This is a genomic window from Vibrio sp. SSH13-20, from assembly GCF_040104475.1.
Classification (GTDB): domain Bacteria; phylum Pseudomonadota; class Gammaproteobacteria; order Enterobacterales; family Vibrionaceae; genus Vibrio; species Vibrio harveyi.
In genome coordinates this window covers 443,030-462,506 of sequence record NZ_JBECOU010000001.1, presented here as the reverse complement: position 1 = coordinate 462,506, position 19,477 = coordinate 443,030, and the positions used below count along the sequence as shown (strand labels likewise).

Annotated in this window: 22 protein-coding genes; 12 read left to right on the top strand and 10 right to left on the bottom strand. The window is 44.1% G+C overall.

The features are described 5' to 3' along the window. The first annotated feature begins 199 nt into the window (after positions 1-199). The 6 genes from napF (at position 200) to ABMY42_RS02225 (ending at position 4,812) form a co-directional block, all read left to right on the top strand. A complete protein-coding gene (napF, locus tag ABMY42_RS02250) occupies positions 200-685 on the top strand; it encodes a ferredoxin-type protein NapF (RefSeq protein ID WP_009701993.1) in 486 nt (161 codons plus the stop codon). 43 nt (positions 686-728) lie between these two features. Beyond that, on the top strand, positions 729-1,037 hold the full coding sequence (locus ABMY42_RS02245) for a chaperone NapD (RefSeq protein ID WP_005453631.1): 309 nt from the start codon (positions 729-731) through the stop codon (positions 1,035-1,037). Next, the gene (gene napA / locus ABMY42_RS02240; RefSeq protein WP_349265903.1) at positions 1,034-3,523 is read left to right on the top strand and encodes a periplasmic nitrate reductase subunit alpha; all 2,490 of its coding nucleotides are present in this window, start codon (positions 1,034-1,036) and stop codon (positions 3,521-3,523) included. The genes ABMY42_RS02245 and napA overlap by 4 nt, the downstream gene beginning before the upstream one ends. A 76-nt stretch (positions 3,524-3,599) precedes the next feature. Further along, positions 3,600-4,055, top strand: coding sequence for a nitrate reductase cytochrome c-type subunit (locus ABMY42_RS02235; RefSeq protein ID WP_349266100.1), 456 nt, complete (start codon positions 3,600-3,602; stop codon positions 4,053-4,055). A 28-nt stretch (positions 4,056-4,083) separates the two neighbouring features. Next, entirely contained in the window at positions 4,084-4,662 is a 579-nt protein-coding gene (locus tag ABMY42_RS02230; RefSeq protein ID WP_005453621.1) for a NapC/NirT family cytochrome c, read from the top strand. Positions 4,663-4,677: 15 nt separating this feature from the next. Beyond that, on the top strand, positions 4,678-4,812 hold the full coding sequence (locus ABMY42_RS02225) for a TIGR02808 family protein (RefSeq protein ID WP_005433365.1): 135 nt from the start codon (positions 4,678-4,680) through the stop codon (positions 4,810-4,812). 240 nt (positions 4,813-5,052) lie between these two features. Here ABMY42_RS02225 and phaC read toward each other — a convergent pair whose 3' ends face one another. The 4 genes from phaC to ABMY42_RS02205 form a co-directional block, all read right to left on the bottom strand. Then, entirely contained in the window at positions 5,053-6,828 is a 1,776-nt protein-coding gene (phaC, locus tag ABMY42_RS02220) for a class I poly(R)-hydroxyalkanoic acid synthase (RefSeq protein ID WP_017819305.1), read from the bottom strand. A 64-nt stretch (positions 6,829-6,892) separates the two neighbouring features. Continuing rightward, the gene (locus ABMY42_RS02215; protein WP_005453608.1) at positions 6,893-7,240 is read right to left on the bottom strand and encodes a phasin family protein; all 348 of its coding nucleotides are present in this window, start codon (positions 7,238-7,240) and stop codon (positions 6,893-6,895) included. 44 nt (positions 7,241-7,284) lie between these two features. Beyond that, entirely contained in the window at positions 7,285-8,493 is a 1,209-nt protein-coding gene (locus ABMY42_RS02210) for an acetyl-CoA C-acetyltransferase (RefSeq protein WP_017188734.1), read from the bottom strand. A gap of 11 nt (positions 8,494-8,504) precedes the next feature. After that, positions 8,505-9,245, bottom strand: coding sequence for an SDR family oxidoreductase (locus ABMY42_RS02205; RefSeq protein WP_005453606.1), 741 nt, complete (start codon positions 9,243-9,245; stop codon positions 8,505-8,507). 753 nt (positions 9,246-9,998) lie between these two features. Here ABMY42_RS02205 and ABMY42_RS02200 point away from each other — a divergent pair. Both ABMY42_RS02200 and ABMY42_RS02195 read left to right on the top strand, forming a co-directional pair. Continuing rightward, complete coding sequence (locus ABMY42_RS02200) at positions 9,999-10,619, top strand: LysE family translocator (protein ID WP_038898987.1); 621 nt, start codon at positions 9,999-10,001, stop codon at positions 10,617-10,619. 45 nt (positions 10,620-10,664) lie between these two features. Further along, positions 10,665-10,931, top strand: a complete 267-nt coding sequence (locus ABMY42_RS02195; protein ID WP_349265902.1) for a hypothetical protein — start codon at positions 10,665-10,667, stop codon at positions 10,929-10,931. A gap of 131 nt (positions 10,932-11,062) precedes the next feature. On the opposite strand, the gene secF is transcribed toward ABMY42_RS02195, so the two are convergent. The 4 genes from secF to ABMY42_RS02175 form a co-directional block, all read right to left on the bottom strand. Next, positions 11,063-11,965 carry a protein translocase subunit SecF gene (gene secF / locus ABMY42_RS02190; RefSeq protein WP_005453603.1) on the bottom strand — a complete coding sequence of 301 codons (903 nt, stop codon included), beginning with the start codon at positions 11,963-11,965 and terminating at the stop codon, positions 11,063-11,065. Positions 11,966-11,967: 2 nt separating this feature from the next. Then, on the bottom strand, positions 11,968-13,806 hold the full coding sequence (gene secD / locus ABMY42_RS02185) for a protein translocase subunit SecD (RefSeq protein ID WP_009696225.1): 1,839 nt from the start codon (positions 13,804-13,806) through the stop codon (positions 11,968-11,970). 166 nt (positions 13,807-13,972) lie between these two features. Further along, positions 13,973-14,452, bottom strand: coding sequence for a hypothetical protein (locus tag ABMY42_RS02180; protein ID WP_009696226.1), 480 nt, complete (start codon positions 14,450-14,452; stop codon positions 13,973-13,975). A gap of 144 nt (positions 14,453-14,596) precedes the next feature. Next, positions 14,597-15,265: an SH3 domain-containing protein gene (locus ABMY42_RS02175; protein ID WP_017819307.1), complete on the bottom strand. Its 669-nt coding sequence runs from the start codon at positions 15,263-15,265 to the stop codon at positions 14,597-14,599. Positions 15,266-15,381: 116 nt separating this feature from the next. On the opposite strand from ABMY42_RS02175, the gene ABMY42_RS02170 reads away from it, so the two are divergent. Together ABMY42_RS02170 and ABMY42_RS02165 are read left to right on the top strand one after the other, a co-directional pair. Beyond that, complete coding sequence (locus tag ABMY42_RS02170; RefSeq protein WP_272760387.1) at positions 15,382-15,924, top strand: ATPase; 543 nt, start codon at positions 15,382-15,384, stop codon at positions 15,922-15,924. A gap of 176 nt (positions 15,925-16,100) precedes the next feature. Next, entirely contained in the window at positions 16,101-16,331 is a 231-nt protein-coding gene (locus ABMY42_RS02165) for a hypothetical protein (RefSeq protein ID WP_074051703.1), read from the top strand. 56 nt (positions 16,332-16,387) lie between these two features. Here ABMY42_RS02165 and ABMY42_RS02160 read toward each other — a convergent pair whose 3' ends face one another. Beyond that, positions 16,388-16,993, bottom strand: a complete 606-nt coding sequence (locus ABMY42_RS02160) for a class I SAM-dependent methyltransferase (protein WP_050902297.1) — start codon at positions 16,991-16,993, stop codon at positions 16,388-16,390. A 162-nt stretch (positions 16,994-17,155) separates the two neighbouring features. After that, positions 17,156-17,611, bottom strand: a complete 456-nt coding sequence (locus tag ABMY42_RS02155; protein WP_005453588.1) for an Lrp/AsnC family transcriptional regulator — start codon at positions 17,609-17,611, stop codon at positions 17,156-17,158. 149 nt (positions 17,612-17,760) lie between these two features. On the opposite strand from ABMY42_RS02155, the gene ABMY42_RS02150 reads away from it, so the two are divergent. Both ABMY42_RS02150 and ABMY42_RS02145 read left to right on the top strand, forming a co-directional pair. After that, complete coding sequence (locus tag ABMY42_RS02150; protein ID WP_272760386.1) at positions 17,761-18,687, top strand: DMT family transporter; 927 nt, start codon at positions 17,761-17,763, stop codon at positions 18,685-18,687. Positions 18,688-18,780: 93 nt separating this feature from the next. Continuing rightward, positions 18,781-19,443 (top strand): PilZ domain-containing protein, encoded by a 663-nt coding sequence (locus ABMY42_RS02145; protein WP_272760385.1) that lies wholly within the window; start codon positions 18,781-18,783, stop codon positions 19,441-19,443. Positions 19,444-19,477 lie beyond the last annotated feature (34 nt).

Sequence of the window (19,477 nt, the reverse complement as noted above, 5' to 3'; positions counted from 1 at the left end):
GCATTATCTTTCAACTTTATCAATATGTGATCACCTGCGCCGGAATTTATTGATCCAAAACAATATTGCATCCTAATTACCTCCTAAGAGGTATTTATACATATATGTCAAAAACTACAATTTCGTGTACTTAAATGACAGTTTATTAATGAAATTGTGGACTATGCTTAGTTTGGGTTTCAATTTTTGAGGTGACTAAGTGGTAGACCTTTCTAGACGAAGACTTTTTGCTCGCAAAGCGCAACCGGATAATTCGGTACGTCTTCCTTGGTTAGCAAAGCCAACTCAATTCACGGATGACTGCACTCGCTGTGGCAAATGCATCGAGGCATGTGAAACCAAAATTATAACCAAAAGCGACGGCGGTTTTCCTGCAGTCGATTTTTCTATTGATGAATGCACATTTTGTTACCAATGCGCCGAGGCTTGCCCAGAGCCACTGTTTTTAGCAGAAGCGGAGCAACCTTGGCAGGCAAAAGCGAGCATCACCGATAGCTGTTTAGCAAAACAAAATGTCGAATGCCGAAGCTGTGGGGACATGTGCGACCCGATGGCGATTAAGTTCAAGTTAGAACTTGGCAAAGTAGCACAACCAAATTTAGACCTTGATGAGTGTAACGGCTGCGGCGCCTGTGTTTCAGTGTGCCCTACTTCATCCATCAATGTGAGCAATATAACAGCCTAGCCGTTAGTGGTCGGCGCGATAGGCGATAAAACGAGAGAGATGTATGTCACTAAACGAAGTGCACATTTCGAGTCTGGTAGTCCATGTTCTGCCTGAACATCTGGCTGAAGTTAAAACCCAGATTGAAGCGTACGAAAACGCAGAAATCTACGGTGACAGCCCAGAAGGCAAAATCGTGGTGGTGCTAGAAACTGAGAATCAAGGTTTCATCACCGACACTATCGATGCGATTAATAATTTACCGAATGTCTTGAGCACAGTATTGGTTTATCACCAAATCGAAACTGGGCTTGAAGAAACGGAAGAAGAAGACACTGGAACACAACATTCCCAAATCGAGGGTGAAGTATGAAAATGACAAGACGTGCGTTTGTGAAAGCAAACGCGGCTGCATCAGCTGCTGCTGTCGCAGGTATTACACTACCAGCTTCTGCAACCAATCTGATTGCAAGCTCTGACCAAACTAAAATCACATGGGACAAAGCACCTTGTCGTTTCTGTGGTACAGGCTGTTCTGTTCTTGTTGGTACTCAAAACGGCAAAGTCGTGGCGACTCAAGGTGACCCTGAAGCGCCGGTAAACAAAGGTCTGAACTGTATCAAAGGCTACTTCCTTTCTAAGATCATGTACGGTCAAGACCGTCTGACTCAGCCTCTTCTACGTATGAAAGATGGCAAATACAGCAAAGACGGTGACTTCGCTCCTGTATCTTGGGACACCGCTTTCGATATCATGGCTGAGAAATGGAAAGCTTCTCTAGAGAAGAAAGGTCCAACAAGCATCGGTATGTTCGGTTCTGGTCAGTGGACAGTAATGGAAGGTTATGCCGCAGCCAAAATGATGAAAGCAGGCTTCCGTTCAAACAATATCGATCCGAACGCGCGTCACTGTATGGCATCTGCAGTAGTAGGCTTCATGCGTGCATTTGGTATCGATGAACCAATGGGTTGTTACGACGACTTCGAGAACGCTGACTCATTCGTTCTTTGGGGTTCAAACATGGCAGAAATGCACCCAGTTCTGTGGACTCGTATTACTGACCGTCGCCTAAGCCACCCTCATGTAAAAGTGAACGTGCTTTCTACTTACTACCACCGTTCATTTGAGTTGGCAGACCACGGCTACATTTTTAATCCTCAGTCTGACCTTGCGATTGCTAACTTTATCGCAAACTACATCATTCAAAACGATGCAGTGAACTGGGGCTTCGTGAACAAGCACACGAACTTTACCAAAACAGACACTGACATCGGTTACGGTCTGCGTGACGATGACCCGCTACAAAAAGCCGCTAAGAACCCGAACTCTGGCAAGCTAACATCAATCTCTTTCGAAGAATACAAGAAGACTGTCGCGCCTTACACCGTAGAGAAAGCATCTGAAATCTCAGGCGTAGAAAAAGAGAAACTAATCGAGCTTGCTAAGCAGTACGCGGATCCAAACACGAAAGTGATGTCGCTATGGACAATGGGTATGAACCAACATACTCGTGGCGTATGGATGAACAACTTGGTTTACAACATCCACCTACTAACCGGTAAGATTGCTACTCCGGGCAACAGTCCATTCTCACTAACGGGTCAACCATCAGCATGTGGTACCGCTCGTGAAGTTGGTACGTTTGCTCACCGTCTACCTGCAGACATGGTGGTTGCTAACCCTAAACACCGTAAAATCGCGGAAGAGATCTGGAAACTGCCAGAAGGCACCATCCCACCGAAACCAGGTTTCCACGCGGTACTGCAAGACCGCATGTTGCATGATGGCGTTCTGAACTGTTATTGGGTTCAATGTAACAACAACATGCAAGCTGGTCCAAACATCAACACAGAGCGTCTTCCAGGTTACCGTAATCCAGAAAACTTCATTGTTGTGTCTGACCCATACCCAACAGCAACAGCGCAAGCCGCTGACCTTATCCTTCCTACTGCAATGTGGATCGAGAAAGAAGGCGCTTACGGTAACGCAGAGCGTCGTACACAAGCTTGGTACCAACAAGTAGAGACCATCGGTGATGCAAAATCTGACCTTTGGCAGGTAATGGAATTCTCTAAACGCTTCAAGATGGAAGAAGTGTGGCCAGAAGAGCTTCTTGCAAAAGCACCAGAGTACCGTGGTAAAACCATGTACGACATGCTGTTCAAGAACGGTCAAGTTGACCAGTTCCCTATCGAAGAAGCTCGTGAACTAAACGATGATTCGCACCACTTCGGCTACTACGTTCAGAAAGGTCTGTTCGAAGAGTACGCAACATTTGGTCGCGGTCACGGTCACGACTTAGCACCTTACGATGTCTACCACACTGTACGTGGTCTACGTTGGCCGGTTGTTGATGGCAAAGAAACACAATGGCGCTTTAAAGAAGGTTCTGACCCATACGCTAAAGCAGGTTCAGGTTGGGACTTCTACGGTAATGCTGATGGTAAAGCGAAGATCATTTCTGCGCCTTACGAAGCGCCACCAGAAGTACCAAATGAAGAGTTCGACCTATGGCTATGTACAGGTCGTGTTCTTGAGCACTGGCACACAGGTACTATGACTCGTCGTGTACCAGAGCTTTACAAAGCTGTACCAGACGCTGTGGTTTACATGCACCCTGCGGATGCGAAAAAACGTAATGTACGTCGCGGTGAAGAAGTTCTGATTGCAAACAAACGTGGCGAAGTACGCGTTCGTGTTGAAACCCGTGGTCGTAACCGTCCACCTGAAGGCTTGGTATTCGTACCGTTCTTTGATGCCCGTATTTTGATTAACAAGCTGATTCTTGATGCGACTGACCCTCTGTCAAAACAGACAGACTTTAAGAAGTGTCCAGTCAAAATCACGAAAATTGCTTAACCGTCAAATAACGAATGCAAAGGCCGTCGACTCGGCGGCCTAAAAAGAATTTAAGCCATAAGGCGGAGATGAAATGATGAAAAAATACCTTATCGCACTTTTATCTGTAGGTGCTTTATTTACAGGCGTTGCACAAGCGGAACTGGACAATCCAGGTGGCACAGGCGGTCTAGACTCGCTACGCGGCACTGCGCAACTTGAAGACACTCGCCCTGCAGATGATTTTAAAGACTTTCCCAAAGACCAGATCGTTGCAGACAGCTTTGTATATCAGCCGCCACTGATCCCTCATAGCATCCGTAACTACGAAGTGTCTTTGAACGCAAACAAATGTCTAGCATGTCACAGCTGGAAAAATGCTAAAGACGCAGGCGCTACCAAGATCAGTGTAACGCACTACGTTAACCGTGAAGACGCGGTACTAGCAGACATGTCACCACGTCGTTACTTCTGTTTGCAATGTCACGTTCCACAAACGGATGCTAAACCATTAGTGGAAAACGAGTTTAAGGCAGTCGATTCGCTTCAGTAATTGAAACGCGAGTACTAAGAGGTTACTTATGAAAATACTTAAAGCGTTTTGGAAGAGACTGTCGAGCCCGAGTAAAGCTGCCGCTGGTGTGGTTTTGTTCCTTGGCTTCGCTGGTGGTCTTCTGTTTTGGGGCGCATTCAACACAGGTATGGAAGCGACCAACACAGAAGAATTCTGTTCTGGCTGTCACGCTCCTATCGTCGCTGAAATTCAAGAAACGATTCACTACTCGAACCGTTCTGGTGTTCGTGCAATCTGTTCTGATTGTCACGTACCACACGAATGGACCGATAAGATCGTTCGTAAAGTTCAAGCGTCTAAAGAGTTGTTTGCTCACTTCGTAACGAAGACGATCGATACGCCGGAGAAATTCCAAGCTCGTCGTGAACACTTAGCGGAACGTGAGTGGGCGCGTATGAAGAAGAATGATTCTCTTGAATGTCGTAACTGTCACCAGTTTGATTACATGGACTACTCGCAGCAGGGTAAACGAGCGGCAGCTCAACACTCTACCGCTCTGGCTTCAGGCGATAAAACTTGTGTAGACTGTCATAAAGGTATCGCACACAAACTGCCTGACATGCACGGTGTTGAAGGCTGGCAATAAGGAGAAACATAGACAATGAGTAATCTTGAATCCTTTATCTGGCACTTCCTTGGATACAGCGCAATGCCAGTCATTATTCTTTCCGGCTTTGTCGGAGTAGCAGCAATCTCTCTATGGCTACTCTCACTAGGTAAGGATAAAGAGGTGTAATTCACCTCGAACCAGTCAACTTTTTTGCCTATTTTGTTGACGGAAAACGCCGAGCATTTGCTTGGCGTTTTTTCTTTCTACGTTTCCAACCAAAGCACCAAACCCAATACTCTCTGACGGCTTATGGTGGTTCTCACACTTGCTTGTTGTGATGATTCTTTGCTCCTTGCGAAGCAAAGCTTCAGACAGAAAAAAGGCGACCATTCAGATCGCCAAATAATACTGCTTGCGAGGAGCAGTCTAGGACTCGTTGATAGGCAGAACTTGTCGAACATACTGACCAGGAGCATCTTCAATAACCGGATTTTGCTCAGAACCAACTGGGAAAGGCTCAACTTGCTCTTTCGGGTTAAACTGCATCAACCATTGATGCCAATGCGTCCACCAAGAACCTTCTTGATGATTCGCGTTGTTGAACCATTCGTCCGCCGAGTCATCAAGATTGTCGTTCAACCAATATCCATATTTGTTTTTCGCTGGGTGATTCACGATACCAGCAATATGCCCTGACTCACCTAAAACAAAGGTCTTATTACCACCTGTATTCAGAGCACCACGATACGTTCCTTGCCACAGTGCAATATGGTCTTCTTTGGTCGATACAAAATAACTTGGGATCTTAATCTTGTTGAGATCAATCCAAACACCGCCAATTTTTACACCCTTGTCTTGTACCAGCTTATTCTCCAAATAGAGTTCTCGCAGTAAGAAATTATGGCAAGCGGCGCTCACATTAGTGCTGTCACTGTTCCAATACAGTAGGTCAAAATCAACAGGGCTATTACCTTTGAGGTAATTATCGACGTAATAGTTCCAGTACAAACTGTTTTCACGCAGCAGACTGAATGTCACGCTTAACGAGCGACCATCCATGTAACCCTTGGCGTTGTTTTGCGTTTCTATAGCACTGATGATTGTGTCATTGATGTATGCCCCAACCTCCCCCGGCTGAGAGAAGTCCAACAAGGTCGTAAAGAAGGTCGCAGACTTAATACGCTTCTTCATACGTTTCGCTGCATAGTAAGCTACGGTGCTGGCGAGAACCGTACCACCGATACAGTAGCCAGCTGCGTTGATTTGCTCTTGACCAGTAATATCCTCAATCGCAGTAACCGCTTTCGCTACGCCTTCGGTTACGTAGTCCCCAAACTCAACCTGCGCTTGTTCTTTACCCGGATTGCGCCAAGACATCATAAATACGCTATGACCTTGCTCTAACAACCAACGAACCATTGAGTTTTTCGCCGTTAGGTCAAGGATGTAGTACTTATTGATGAACGGTGGAACGATTAATAGCGGTGTCGCATTCACTTTTTCCGTCAAGGGACGGTACTGAATCAGCTCAAACAATTCGTTTTGGAACACAACATCGCCCGCAGTCGTCGCTACATCATCCCCAACGCGAAACGCATTGTTGTTGGTCATGCGTACTTTGAGAATGTCGGCACTCGACTCAACATCTTCTTTTAACTTCTCTAAACCCGTCAGTAGGTTTTCACCATTTTGCTCAAGAGTGAGTTTAAGCAGTTCTGGGTTGGTCGCGATGAAATTAGATGGAGAAAGTGCGTTGATAGCCTGACGAGAGAAGAAGGTAATACGCTCTTTCGTCTTCTCATCAAGACCTTCGATGGAATCGAGCGTGTCTAGATAGGTTTTACTAAACAACAAATATGATTGCTTGATGAAGCTGTACATGGCCTCTTGCTGCCAAGCATCATTTGAGAAACGCTTGTCGCCCTTCTCTGCTTCGATAAGTTGCGTTTGATTACCTGCTAGAGCCACATTCTGCCAAATTTGAAGCTGCTGCTCCCACCACTCTGCTTGCAACTTCAAAATTGCAGCGGGTTGGTTTGCCGCTTGTTCGAACAGTTTAGCAGTATCTTCAAAGTTCACTTCTTGCATGGCCTTGTTCAAAGGAGAATTCACGACTGCCTTGTTCACTTCGAAATCATGCCACCACTGTTGATTGGTTTCCTGAAGCTTTACAAGATAGTCCGAAAAGAAGTGTTGAAACATAGTCTTACTCCTATATTCGGAAAAAACAACGCCGCCCAAAAAGCGGGCGGCGCAAGCGGACGTATTACGCTGGAGTAACAGTCTTTAGGTTTTCCGAAGTCATTTTCTCAACGTCTTCTTTGAACTCTTTTGCGATAGATTGCAGCTTGTTGCTGTCGTCCATCATTTGCTGAGAAAGTTTAGTAAGAACGGTAAGTTGTTGGCTGTTGAAAGCCGTTAGAGAAGTCACGTCTTTGATTTCTGACGCTGCTTTCATTTGGTTTAGACCCACTTCGCTGTAAGTACGGATCGCGTTCAGTTGAAGCTCAGTAAGCACTTCTACGTTCTTTGTTACTAGCTTGTTGAACTTCAAGTATGGTTCTAGATTCTTTTCAGTTTGATCGCTAAAAGTTTTGAAGAAATCAGTGTACATGGTTTATCTCCTAGAGAAAGAATTAAAAATGTCCGTTTAAATAACTACTTAACTGCTTTTACAATCACAGCCGTGCCCATACCGCCGCCCACACAAAGTGAAGCAACCCCGTACTGACCGTCTTGTTTGTGAAGTTCATGAACCAACGTAACCAAAATTCGGTTACCTGATGCACCAAGTGGGTGACCCAATGCGATAGCACCACCATTAAAATTGGCTTTATCTTGAATCGAGCTTACTGGTACTTGGTTGGTTTCAGCCAATTTATGAATCACGCCTAATGCCTGAGCAGCAAAGGCTTCGTTTAATTCATAAACATCGATATCGCTGGTTTTCAGCTCGGCTTTTTGTAGTGCCTTGTTCACTGACTCAACAGGACCAAGCCCCATAATTTGAGGGTCTAAACCAGATTGTGCGTAGCTCACTACCTCGGCAATTGGTGTTAAACCATGCGCTTGAACTGCAGTTTCTGAGGCCAAAATGATGGCACTTGCACCGTCATTAATGCCCGATGCATTACCTGCTGTCACTGTACCTTCTCGGTCGAACGCAGGGCGCAGCTTGCTCAAACCTTCAAGTGTGGCATTGGCTTTCGGGTATTCATCGGTGTCAAACACGACCGTTTCTCGACGCTGCTTAACTTCAACAGGAACAATTTCATCTTTGAATTTACCTGCCTCGATAGCCGCGACAGCTTTTTGCTGACTCGAAAGTGCGTATTCGTCTTGCTGTTGGCGAGACAACCCTACCTCTTTTGCAACGTTTTCAGCCGTCACTCCCATGTGGTACTGGTTGTAAACATCCGTTAAGCCATCTGAGATAAGGAGATCTTTCAGCTCCATGTGACCCATTTTGTTGCCATCTCGCACACTGCTAGGCACGATGAATGGGATTTGTGACATGACCTCAACGCCGGCAGCCACCACGACTTCTGCATCACCGCTGCGAATATGCGAAACGCCATCCATGACGGTTTTCATACCACTGCCGCATACCATGTTTACGCCGTATGCAGGGACTGACTCCGGGATACCTGCAAACAGTGCAGCTTGGCGTCCAACACCCATACCTTGACCGGCTGCAACAACGTTACCAACAATAACTTCATCGACCTTATCTGCTGCCAAAGAAGCTGCCTCAAGCGCACCTTTTATTGCTACTGCAGCTAGATTTCCTGCTGAGGTGTTTTTTAAGCTTCCACCAAACGCACCAATTGGCGTACGCTTTGCTGCAACGATAAATACTTTTTCCATCACTCTACTCCTTAGCTCATGTATAGGCCGCCGTTCACCGACAATGTTTCACCGGTGATGTATGCGCCGGCATCACTCACTAGGAAGCTTACTGATGCTGCAATTTCTTCTGGCGTTGCTAAACGCTTCATTGGGATTTGGTTGGTGATAGATTCAAGCACTTCCGGTTTCATCTGCTCTACCATTGGGGTGCCGGTGTATCCCGGAGCGATAACATTCACAGTCACACCAGAACGAGCACCTTCATATGCCAGAGCTTTTGAAAAACCAATCATGCCAGCCTTAGCCGCTGAGTAGTTTGCTTGTCCAAACTGTCCTTTCAAACCATTAACGGAAGAGATGTTAATGATGCGACCACCACCTTTTTCACACATAGTCGCGAACAAAGGTTGAGTCACATTGAACAAGCTATTTAGATTGGTGTTAATGACGTCATTCCAAGCTTGTGCAGTCATCTTTTTAAACACGCCATCACGTGTGATACCTGCATTGTTGATGACAACATCTATAGTCCCTTCTTCCTCAAGCAAAAGTGCCAGTTTTTCAGCACACTGCGTGGTGTTTGTCACATCTAATTCAAATAAGCGTACCTGATCTTTGGTAAACCCTTTTTCATTAAACCATTCCAAAGCACACTCATAATTACCTGTAAAATAAGTAGCAATTACTCGATAACCATCATTTACTAATTGAGAGGAAATAGCAGAACCAATTCCGCCTTTTGATCCAGTGATCAAAGCGACTTTCTTCATTGAAGACTCCATTCTTAACGGCATTAAAAAAGCGAATTAAGACACTGGCGAAATGTTTCGCCAACTGACGTGTTAATTTATTCTTTTGGCAACAATTCCTCTGCTGCCTTTTATTTTAAGTTAACCTAGAAATATGACATTTCAAATAAAAAACTCATTCATTTGCATAAGATTGATTTAGATCTCATTCGGAATGAAATGTTATAAAAAAGTTAAGCACACATAAACCACTGTTTTAAAAGAAGAAATACTAAAGACAATTTGATTATTAATTTTGTAAATCACTTTGCATTCAGTAAGTTATACGAATTTCTATCTATGTTGCATTTGCAAATGGTTTAAGATCATCTTTCATTTAGAAACTAATAGATCGCAATTAAATTATCGAGTCAATAGTTAACAAAGCTCAACTAATAATTATGAAATATATCATTAGCTTACATCCTACTTTGAGTATTTAATCTAAGTAAAACATGGTCAAAATGACATAAATACCAATTAAAAAATAATATAACTGGTAATTAAACCAACTAATTTCTACAACTAAGTTATCTCATATTAATTTATAAATGATTTTATTTGGTGCAACAGCGCACTAATATGTCGCACACATTTAATTGTTATTTAAATTTTATTAAACAGTTGAATGTTAACCCTATACCTCCAACCTCTACTGTTTTTAGATGTGGCATTGAATGCCAGTTTGCACTATCTTTGATACCTCTTTATTTACTTACACACTCATCAATATTCATGAATACCGCCTTGTTAACCATGTTCATCCCTACCTTCTTCTTTGTGTCCATTACACCTGGGATGTGTATGACGCTTGCCTTAACGTTAGGTATGAGTATCGGATATCGTCGCACCCTTTGGATGATGATTGGCGAACTGTTTGGTGTTGCTTTAGTCTCAGTCTCTGCGGTGCTCGGCATCGCAGCCATCATGCTCACTTACCCTTGGCTCTTTACCGTACTAAAATTGATTGGCGGCGGTTATCTGCTTTATTTAGGGGTTGAGATGTGGCGCTCACGAGGCAAACTTGCCATTAATGTTGATAGCATTGATGTTCCTACTAGCGGTAACTGGGATTTGGTTTTGCAAGGCTTTGTCACCGCAATTGCAAACCCGAAAGGCTGGGCGTTCATGATTTCACTTTTGCCGCCTTTTATTGATCAAACTGCGGCTCTTGCTCCTCAGCTCATCGTGCTTGTTTCTATTATTTTGATGTTCGAGTTCATTTGTATGTCTCTTTACGCAACGGGTGGTAAAGGATTGAAGCGATTGCTAGGTCAATCCAAAAATGTACGCTTAATGAACCGAATCGCTGGCACTTTGATGATGGGAGTGGGTATTTGGCTCTTAATGAGTTAGAAAAAGCAGTATTGATGAAACAGGTCTAGTGACGAAAAACAAGTTATGAAGAACATTTTAAGCAGGCTCAAACAATCCTTTGGTGAGGTGTTGGATTTTCAAGCCCGAGTGTGGGTAGTGAACGTCTATGCTGGCGAATATAAAGGTGAGTCTTACGTGGTCAATGAGGACAGCTTTTCTGAACCGTTACAATGGATGAAAAAGAAGGGCTATAAAGGACCAATGCTCACCAAAGTCGAGTCAATGAAGCGATCTCAGATCATCGAATTTGATTTAGGTTCAGTCAAGCATCGACTAATGCGCGTGAAGTAGCGTCCGATTCTATTTCTTTTCCCTTTTCCCTTTTCCCTTTTCCCTTTTCCCTTTTCCCTTTTCCCTTTTCCCAGATAAAAAAGCGCCACTCAGAAGAGTGGCGCAAGCACTTTTACCTTAAACACCAAGTATTATGGTGCAGTGTCGATCTCTACTGGTAGGTAGTGTTTTGGTTCTAGCTTCAACCATTCAGGAAGCACCGTACCAATCGAGATTGATGACCACGTACCAGACAGTACGCCAATGAACATTGCGGTAGAGAAACCTGCCAATGCAGAACCCCCCATAATCCACAACGCACCAACAGTGATTAAAGTAGTACCTGATGTCACCATAGTACGTGAGAATGTCGCCAATACCGCTTCATCGTTGATCTGTTCTGTTTTCCAATTTTGCTTCGCAACAAGCAGTTCACGAATACGGTCAGCGATGATGATCGAGTCATTAAGCGAGTAACCAAGAATCGCCAAAATCGCTGCAAACACCGTCAGGTTGAACTCCATTTGTGTAATCGCAAAGAAGCCCAATACTAAGATAACATCGTGCGCCAACGCGAATAGAGAGCCACTTGCCAGACGCCATTCAAAGCGGAAACACAAGTAACCAAGAATCGTCAGTACCGATACTAATAATGCTAAGCCACCTTGGTCGAACAGGTCCTGACCCACTTGAGCACCCACGATGCTGTTACTTACTACATCTACTTGATGTGAAATAGGCTTAAGTACATCTGCAACATTAGGTAATGTATGACCTTCTGCCGGTGCTGAGTAACGAATAACCCAACGACCATCTTCGCCTGAACGGGTTACAGATGTTGATTCACCAAGCTTTGGTTGCAGCGCATTAAGCAAATCATGGTTAGTCAATTGTTTATCGACTTTCACTTCAGTAACCATACCACCAGTGAAATCGAGGCCTAGGTTTAACCCTTTCATACCCAGAGCAACCAGAGCAATAATCGTCAACACAACCGATACAGCTGTCGTGAAGTAACGAATCTTACGGATATTTTGTTTTAGCATTTCGACCATGATTAAACCCTCACATCACGACGGGCATCGCGGCCCCAAATTAAATTGATCATTGCACGAGAAGCGAATACGCCAGTAAACATACTGGTCATCAGACCCAGACCTAGCGTCAGCGCAAAGCCTTGGATTGGACCGTTACCAATCGCGTATAGAATCACGGCAGTGATCATGGTTGTGATGTTGGCATCAAGGATAGTAGCGAACGCGCTGTCGAAGCCTAAGTCGATAGCTTGTGCAAAACTACGACCTTCACGCATCTTGTCCTTAATACGTTCGAAAATAATTACGTTGGTATCCACCGCCATACCGACAGTCAATACCAAGCCTGCGATACCAGGAAGTGTTAGCACGGCACCAGGAAGTAGTGCGATTAGACCAAGTAAGCAAAGCATGTTTGCACACAAAGCCACGTTCGCAACCCAACCAAGACGACGGTACCAAAGTGCCATAAATGTCAGTGTTAGACCCATACCAAGAGCAAGAGCAGCGAAACCGTTTTGGATGTTTTCTGCACCTAGAGAAGCACCGATTGTGCGTTCTTCAACAATCGTTACCGGAGCGGTCAATGAACCCGCACGTAGAAGCAAGGCAAGTTGCTGTGCTTCATCCATGCTACCCGCACCAGTAATACGGAATTGGCTACCCAATTGAGACTGGATAGTTGCAACACTAATAACGCGCTCGCTACGCTCTGTCATACCACGTTCGTTAGTTTTGTACTCACGGTAGACTGTCGCCATTGGCTTGCCGATATGCGTTGCAGAGAAGTCACTCATCTTCTTACCACCAGCGTGGTCTAGAGAGATGTTTACTTCTGACATGCCCATTTTATCAACGCCCGCGCGCGCATTTACAATATGTTCACCCGTTAGTACTGGACGCTTAGCAAGAATCACTGTACGACCATCGTTGTCTTTCAGGACAAGGTCTTGGCTGCTACGTGCTTGACCTGCGTCTTTCACTTCGTAGAACGCAAGACTTGCTGTTGCGCCAATGACGTTTTTCGCTTGTGCAGGGTCTTGAACACCTGGTAGCTCGATACGAATGCTCTCTTTACCTTGGCGTTGTACCAACGCTTCAGTAATACCAAGCTCTTCGATACGACCACGCATGATCTTCAAGTTTTGTTGCAGTGTCGTTGTTTGGAATTCTTGGATGTTTTGTTCGCTTGGTTGAAGTTCAAAGCCACGATCTGAGCTTGTCATTGTCCAACCAGGGTAGTTTTGACGAATGAATTGGCTCGCCGCTTTTAAGCCCGCTTCGTTTTCACTATTTACTGCGATGTGGTTATGCGCTTCAGCACGAACTTGAACGCCACGTACACGTTGCTCACGCAGGCTCGCTTTGATCTCATCAACCAATGCGTCGCGCTGTTCTTCAAACGCTTTATTTACATCTACATTCAATAGGAATTGAACGCCGCCACGAAGGTCAAGACCAAGCTTGATTGGGCTGAAACCCATCTCGTTTAACCATTCTGGGGCAACAGACACGTATGAGAACGTGATGCTGTCATCTTTGCCTAACTGATCGTTAAGCAATACACGAGCCTTACTTTGCGCATCTTCACCATCAAAAACAATGGTGGTCTTACCGTCTTTTTCAATGATTTTAGAGGCTGGAATATGGTGCGTTTTTAACAGCTGGTCGAGCTGAACCACTGACATCGCACTGTTGTTTTGGTCAGCAAACGTCACCTGAATAGAAGGCTGCTCACCAAACCAAGTTGGGATGGCGCTAAGGGTTAAGATAATAACCGTCGTAATTAAAACGACGTATTTCCATGCTGAATAGTGATTCAGCACTTTTCTGTTCTTTTGTGGTTTTGGTGTTTTCTTCATGTAAACATCATCCCTTCACTGCTCAGTGAAGTTTTATTTAGTTAGATTCAAGACACGACAAAACGCTCACCTGAACAACATACAGGTATGGAATGCCCAGAGCTTCAGTTGCTCTGTTGAAGAATTGCCGTGTTAGAAATGCACAAAATGTGCAGAGTGATGGTGTTTAAGCAGAAAACTGACTATTGAGGGCGACGTACATCGCATTGGTTTCTTTCCAACCAGAAAGGCGGTGGTCGCTAACAAAGTGATTAAATGTCGATTGGCTTTGACGCCAGCTGATATCCATAAGGCTATAGGCATAGCCAGCATCAGCATAAAACGGGGCATTTAAATCGCCGATGAAATCAATGTGTTCATCGTCAATGTTCTCACGAAGGTGCGTTGTCCAACGTTGAGAATTAAAGATGGCAAACGAATCTTGGAAAGCATGACCTTCAGATACTGGAGATTGGGTGCTTTCCTCAGAGAGTTCTGAGAAATCAACTGGAGAGTTCGATGCAGAGTTGCTCGCCGTAAATGGCTGCAACTTAGAAAAGTGAGGTAAGTAGGATTTCTGTTCTGCTTGTGCAGCCGACGCCTGCATTGGCGATAAAGCCATTGCAAGAAGCAGCAAAAACAGTTTTCTAACGTAAATCCAAGGCATGGTAGCTCACTTAAAACAAAACGAGCCGAGTTCTTCAACTCAGCTCGGTGATAGTATTCCTATTGCTTATACTTAACAACTAAAAAGTTATAAATCTCTGTTTCCAACCGTGGAACGCAGTTGCCAGCAAGCCTTAAGCGGTATTCATCGATAAAATATTTCACCTTTATCGACATCCAAATAGATTTTGTTTTCTTGTTCCAAGCCACCACAGTAGATGAAGTAAACATTGCGGGTTTTGTAAGTGACAGAACGCACCCACCCACCTAATTCTTCAAAATCACTTGGGTCGCAAGTCTCATCATCGAGCAGTTGCTGCGTTTTGTTACGAAACATATCGAGATGCGTTTTTAAATCGTCTGATTTTTGCAAATACCCATCAAGGATCTCCAAGCGCTCTTGCTCTTTGATGACAGGTTCTGAGTCTGATAATCCTTTTGAGTCTACCCACTCAGCGGTCTCTTCCCCACCTTCTTCATACACAATGTAATCCGTCAAACGGAACCAGCCATTAGATTTCTCCAAAACCGATACCTTCTCACCTTTATACAGCGCATCAATAATCAACGCCTGATGATCTGGCTTATTGTAAACATCGATCCGGCGCTCAATCACATAGTACTCGGTGACCTCAGGTGCGGGCGCCTCAAGATCCATAATCGGTTTGGGTTTTTCTGCAGGTTCGGCTGGTTTCTCTGGCTCTTTTTCCTGTTCAGCGACAGGGTCGTCTTGCTGCATAAAGAAGAAGTAATACCCTGCGCCCGCTCCCCCTAACAAGAGCAAGACAACTATTAAGATCAAGGCTTTCTTCATATTCCGTTCCTTTTTCATTCCTTACGCAGTAAGCACCGTCACACTAACTATACTGATAGAGAGTGCATAACGGACGCAAAAACTAATCAACGAGAAAGCTAATTAGTGTGAAAACAATGATGAATAAGTTCAAATGGATATTGCTACTGCTTCCACTTCCTGCTTACGCAAGCATTCAGTGTGACCACGCATCATGGAATGACAATCTTACCCAATTCAACCGTTTAGAGTCCAATTACAATAGATACGTTGAGACATTCAATACGCTTCTCACTGAACACAAACAAAGACAACTGCTCTCTCAGACCTTCTCCCTACGTGAACTAACCTTGTTGTGGCAGGCACAAACTAACCAACGAGCTTTTCAAAGTCAGCTTAAGGCGTCGATTCAATATCGCGAAGAACTCACCAGTAAAGCGCGAGAGTTAGAGAAACTCAGCATTGAGTCAAATTGGATGGCAAACGGATGGCAAAAACTCGCAAGTAAATGTGAAATTTCTGATGCCACAGCCAACCAAATTAGCGCCGAATGGTATCAAACAAACGCTTCCCAACTCGCTAAAGATTATACGCAACTGGCAATACAATATCTTGGTTTAGCGCAGCTGTACGATAAAGAAGCCAACGCATTAAAATACGTGCAAAATGAATCTGACTAAGTCTGTTCATATTGGGATTGTTCCCTTTATCGAAATTGAGCAATTAATAGGCAAACAGGTCAATTTATAGAGAGGTACGTCACAATAACGCTTTACTTACGAGCAGATTTTGGGTAATTTACCCATTAACAAAATTTAATATAAAGTCACATTTGGCTGGAGATGATGCTAAACCAATGGTTATCAATCGATTAAGTAACAGGGATTGTCCTAATGCTACCAAAGCCAAGTTTTTGTCAGTAGTTAGGCATGTAAAAGAGTTCGGTTCAATCAGTGATTTGGACCTATGTAAAATCTTCGGAGAAACAATTTGGAGTGATGGGAGGGAATACCATTCAGCTGCTTTCTCTTTTAGGGTTGATAGACACACAGGTAACTGTGAGATCTCAAAATACAAATACCAATAAGGCTTAAAAGACTATTCGAACGGAGACAGGAAACTGTCTCCGTTTTTTATTGTCGGTTATTTTGGCATCACGATAGTAAAATCATGATCGGAATAACCTTCAATTAAGTAACTTCTCTCACTCAGCAACTTGCAATAACGCAGTACACCATCTTTGTTGTGAGACTCTAACATCCGCATGCTGGGTAACTTAGCCTCATCCAACAGATTAAACACACAAGCAATACTCGCAGTCTGATACATTTTCTCAATCATCTCGATTGTATGATTTGGGTTAGCAGATTGGTAATTGAGCGAGCCAGATGCAAATACATAGTGCGCTTTCGGCAAAATCAAGTTAGAGAAATCGCCCCGGATAAACTGCGTATCAGTAATGAAATGACGCTTGCGAGATTCCGCGATAAACCGCTTTTGTTGATCAATGCCGACATAATGACAGGGGCGATTGCCTTTTTGTTCTATATACGCCAACAAATCTCCATATCCACAACCAATATCAAGAATACTTTTGCCATTAAGGTCTAAATCCCGACATAAGGCTTCAAAGCGTGTGACTTGGCTGAAAGTATCTTGCCACCCCAGCGTCCTGGCTCTGTCTTCGCCAAATTGTTTGTGTCTTTTTCGGTGATAATGTGCGATGCGTAATCTGTCGAGCCACTTCATGATTGCTTTGTTTGTTGGGTTTGTGAATAACCGTATTTATGAGTATACCCAGTAACTTCAAGATGCAGAATTCTGAGCATTGTCATTGATTCGAGGTCAAGGAAAACAACGCCGCGTCTACAAGACAAATCGTTCTCGAAGAACCTAGCATCTCGAGGTTACTTATGTATAAATCGGTAAGTTACCATTTCCTTTCACTTGGCGAATCGCTAAGTGCGTATGAATATCTTTGACGTTTTCAAGGATCTGGAGTTTTCGCGTAAAAGCTTCATAGCCAGTGAGATCTCTACTCACCACTTCTAATAGATAATCGTACGCCCCAGAAACAACATGGCAGGAGATCACTTCTTCCATTTCGCTTACCGCTTGCTCAAATTCATCTATTGAACTGGCTTGGTGATTATTAAGGCTTACTTCAACGAATACCGTCATTGCAATTCCCGCTTGTTCGCGAGAAACCATTGCGCGGTAACCACTGATCACGCCTTCTTGTTCCAAGCGTTTAATTCTTCGCGCACAAGGGGAAGCGGAAAGCCCCACTCTATCTGCCAGTTCGCTTGTTGTCATTGTGGCGTCTTGCTGGATCAAATCCAATAACTGTCGGTCAATTTTATCCATCTTGCCTTCCTTGCCAGATTTCGCCATGATTTTTTAATTCCATGCCGAAATTCACTAAGTTCTAACTGTATTAAGTCATATTTTGCCACCATTGAGCGTCACTTTCATTCGATAATTAACACATTATTTACAAATAAACGGAACCTCCCATGGCATTAGGATACGCCGCAATCATCACAACGCTCTTTCTTTGGTCTGGTTTCTTTCTATCGCTACGTGGAGGCGCAATTTCAGCCCTTCAACCTACCGATATTGCCTTAACTCGCTTTTTCATTCCGGCGTTGGTGTTACTTCCTTTCGTCCTCAAATCCATGGATAAAGTACGCGCAGTACCGAACAAATATCTTATCGGTATCGTCATAGGAAGCGGACTCCCTTACTTGCTCGTTGCTGGTACCGCTATGCACTTTGCCCCAGTCGCCCATGGCAGTGCTCTGATACCTGGCACTTTGCCTCTGTTTGTCTCTGCGATTGCGGTCATTTGTTACCAGCAACCTCTTAGCCAACATCGTATGGTCGGTTTGTCTGCTGTCTTACTTGGGATTATGGTGTTCCTGCTGTCCAATCTCGGTGAAGAATACAACTGGGCACAATTAAAAGGGCACTTACTGTTTCTAGTCGGCAGCTTAATGTGGGCGGTATTTACCATCAGTGCTCGCGTTGCAAATTTAAGTGCTTATGTTTGCGCTGGGTTTGTTTCAGTCATTTCGTTTGCATTGCTGATTGTCGCTGTAGGTTTCGGTTGGTTGGATAGTTATTTAGCCATCACACCTATCACTGATTGGCCATGGAAAGAGCTTGTTGGTCATCTCTTATTACAAGGTATCGGAGCAGGTCTATTAGCATCTTTCACTTTTCTTTACGCAATCAGAACCATTGGAGCGGAAGCCAGCGCCGCATTCGGATCTCTCACACCAGTATTGGCAACCTTACTTGCAATGCCAGTGTTTAATGAGCAGCCTGATACCCTTACATGGTGTGCTTTAATATTGGTGACTTGCGGTAGTATCGTGGCGAGTAATATCCTGATGAAACAAGACCCTAGTCAGAAATATCAGCCACCTGTTCACAGATAACAATAAAATTGCATAACTTTTTACAGGCACCTATTGAAAGCCAAAATAGCGTTTTGATAACCTGTTGCGATAATAAATTAAACGTCAGATGTTATGCCTTCAACTCATACAAAAGATGAACTGCATAAATTCCTAAAAACAGGGATGCGAATCTCGGTAAATTTCGAGTTCGGTCAGGAAGAAAAGTACATTTACGCTGCTACTTATTTAGGGCTTAAAGAAAACACTTATATCATTCTCGACATACCCGCTCGGTTATTAGAAGAGCAAGCGCTAAGAAAACTCACCAATGTGGACGTTGTTATCCGTGGTGTGTCAGATACAGATCTGGGGCATGTGATTGCTTTTAAGACCAGTGTGCTGATGAACTTGGTCCGACCGTCTCCGTTATTGTTTGTACGGATTCCTGCCACCTTCGCGACGAAGCCTGTACGTGAGCATGAGCGTTATAAATTGCAATTAGACTGTGCAATAGACCACACTGGCAATAAATATGATGGCAGTTTGGTCGACTTCTCTCTTTCTGGCTGTGGAATTTCGACGTTGGTTGAACCCGAGTTTGAAATCGGTGAACGAATTACGATTGAATCCCCTTTAAGTGGCTATATCGACGAAGAAAACCACTGCTCAGTTGCCAATATTAAGAAGCTACCAAAAGGTTGGATTATAGGCGTGAAATTTGAGGTACCGCTTGATATGTCCGAAGAATTGAAGAATGAGTTACTAGAGCATTCTTTTTCAGCCAGCACGATTTAGGCTGCATGAGGTTCTCAACCGTAAAGAACTAAAA

Coding starts and splice junctions, on each gene's coding strand:
- ABMY42_RS02160 (WP_050902297.1), bottom strand. CDS start 16,993: ATGAAGTGGCTCGACAGATTACGCATCGCACATTATCACCGAAAAAGA.
- ABMY42_RS02215 (WP_005453608.1), bottom strand. CDS start 7,240: ATGTACACTGATTTCTTCAAAACTTTTAGCGATCAAACTGAAAAGAAT.
- ABMY42_RS02165 (WP_074051703.1), top strand. CDS start 16,101: ATGGTTATCAATCGATTAAGTAACAGGGATTGTCCTAATGCTACCAAA.
- ABMY42_RS02150 (WP_272760386.1), top strand. CDS start 17,761: ATGGCATTAGGATACGCCGCAATCATCACAACGCTCTTTCTTTGGTCT.
- secF (WP_005453603.1), bottom strand. CDS start 11,965: ATGGTCGAAATGCTAAAACAAAATATCCGTAAGATTCGTTACTTCACG.
- napA (WP_349265903.1), top strand. CDS start 1,034: ATGAAAATGACAAGACGTGCGTTTGTGAAAGCAAACGCGGCTGCATCA.
- ABMY42_RS02235 (WP_349266100.1), top strand. CDS start 3,600: ATGAAAAAATACCTTATCGCACTTTTATCTGTAGGTGCTTTATTTACA.
- phaC (WP_017819305.1), bottom strand. CDS start 6,828: ATGTTTCAACACTTCTTTTCGGACTATCTTGTAAAGCTTCAGGAAACC.
- ABMY42_RS02145 (WP_272760385.1), top strand. CDS start 18,781: ATGCCTTCAACTCATACAAAAGATGAACTGCATAAATTCCTAAAAACA.
- ABMY42_RS02205 (WP_005453606.1), bottom strand. CDS start 9,245: ATGAAGAAAGTCGCTTTGATCACTGGATCAAAAGGCGGAATTGGTTCT.
- ABMY42_RS02245 (WP_005453631.1), top strand. CDS start 729: ATGTCACTAAACGAAGTGCACATTTCGAGTCTGGTAGTCCATGTTCTG.
- secD (WP_009696225.1), bottom strand. CDS start 13,806: ATGAAGAAAACACCAAAACCACAAAAGAACAGAAAAGTGCTGAATCAC.
- ABMY42_RS02230 (WP_005453621.1), top strand. CDS start 4,084: ATGAAAATACTTAAAGCGTTTTGGAAGAGACTGTCGAGCCCGAGTAAA.
- ABMY42_RS02180 (WP_009696226.1), bottom strand. CDS start 14,452: ATGCCTTGGATTTACGTTAGAAAACTGTTTTTGCTGCTTCTTGCAATG.
- ABMY42_RS02225 (WP_005433365.1), top strand. CDS start 4,678: ATGAGTAATCTTGAATCCTTTATCTGGCACTTCCTTGGATACAGCGCA.
- ABMY42_RS02170 (WP_272760387.1), top strand. CDS start 15,382: ATGATGAATAAGTTCAAATGGATATTGCTACTGCTTCCACTTCCTGCT.
- ABMY42_RS02210 (WP_017188734.1), bottom strand. CDS start 8,493: ATGGAAAAAGTATTTATCGTTGCAGCAAAGCGTACGCCAATTGGTGCG.
- ABMY42_RS02175 (WP_017819307.1), bottom strand. CDS start 15,265: ATGAAGAAAGCCTTGATCTTAATAGTTGTCTTGCTCTTGTTAGGGGGA.
- ABMY42_RS02200 (WP_038898987.1), top strand. CDS start 9,999: ATGAATACCGCCTTGTTAACCATGTTCATCCCTACCTTCTTCTTTGTG.
- ABMY42_RS02155 (WP_005453588.1), bottom strand. CDS start 17,611: ATGGATAAAATTGACCGACAGTTATTGGATTTGATCCAGCAAGACGCC.
- ABMY42_RS02195 (WP_349265902.1), top strand. CDS start 10,665: ATGAAGAACATTTTAAGCAGGCTCAAACAATCCTTTGGTGAGGTGTTG.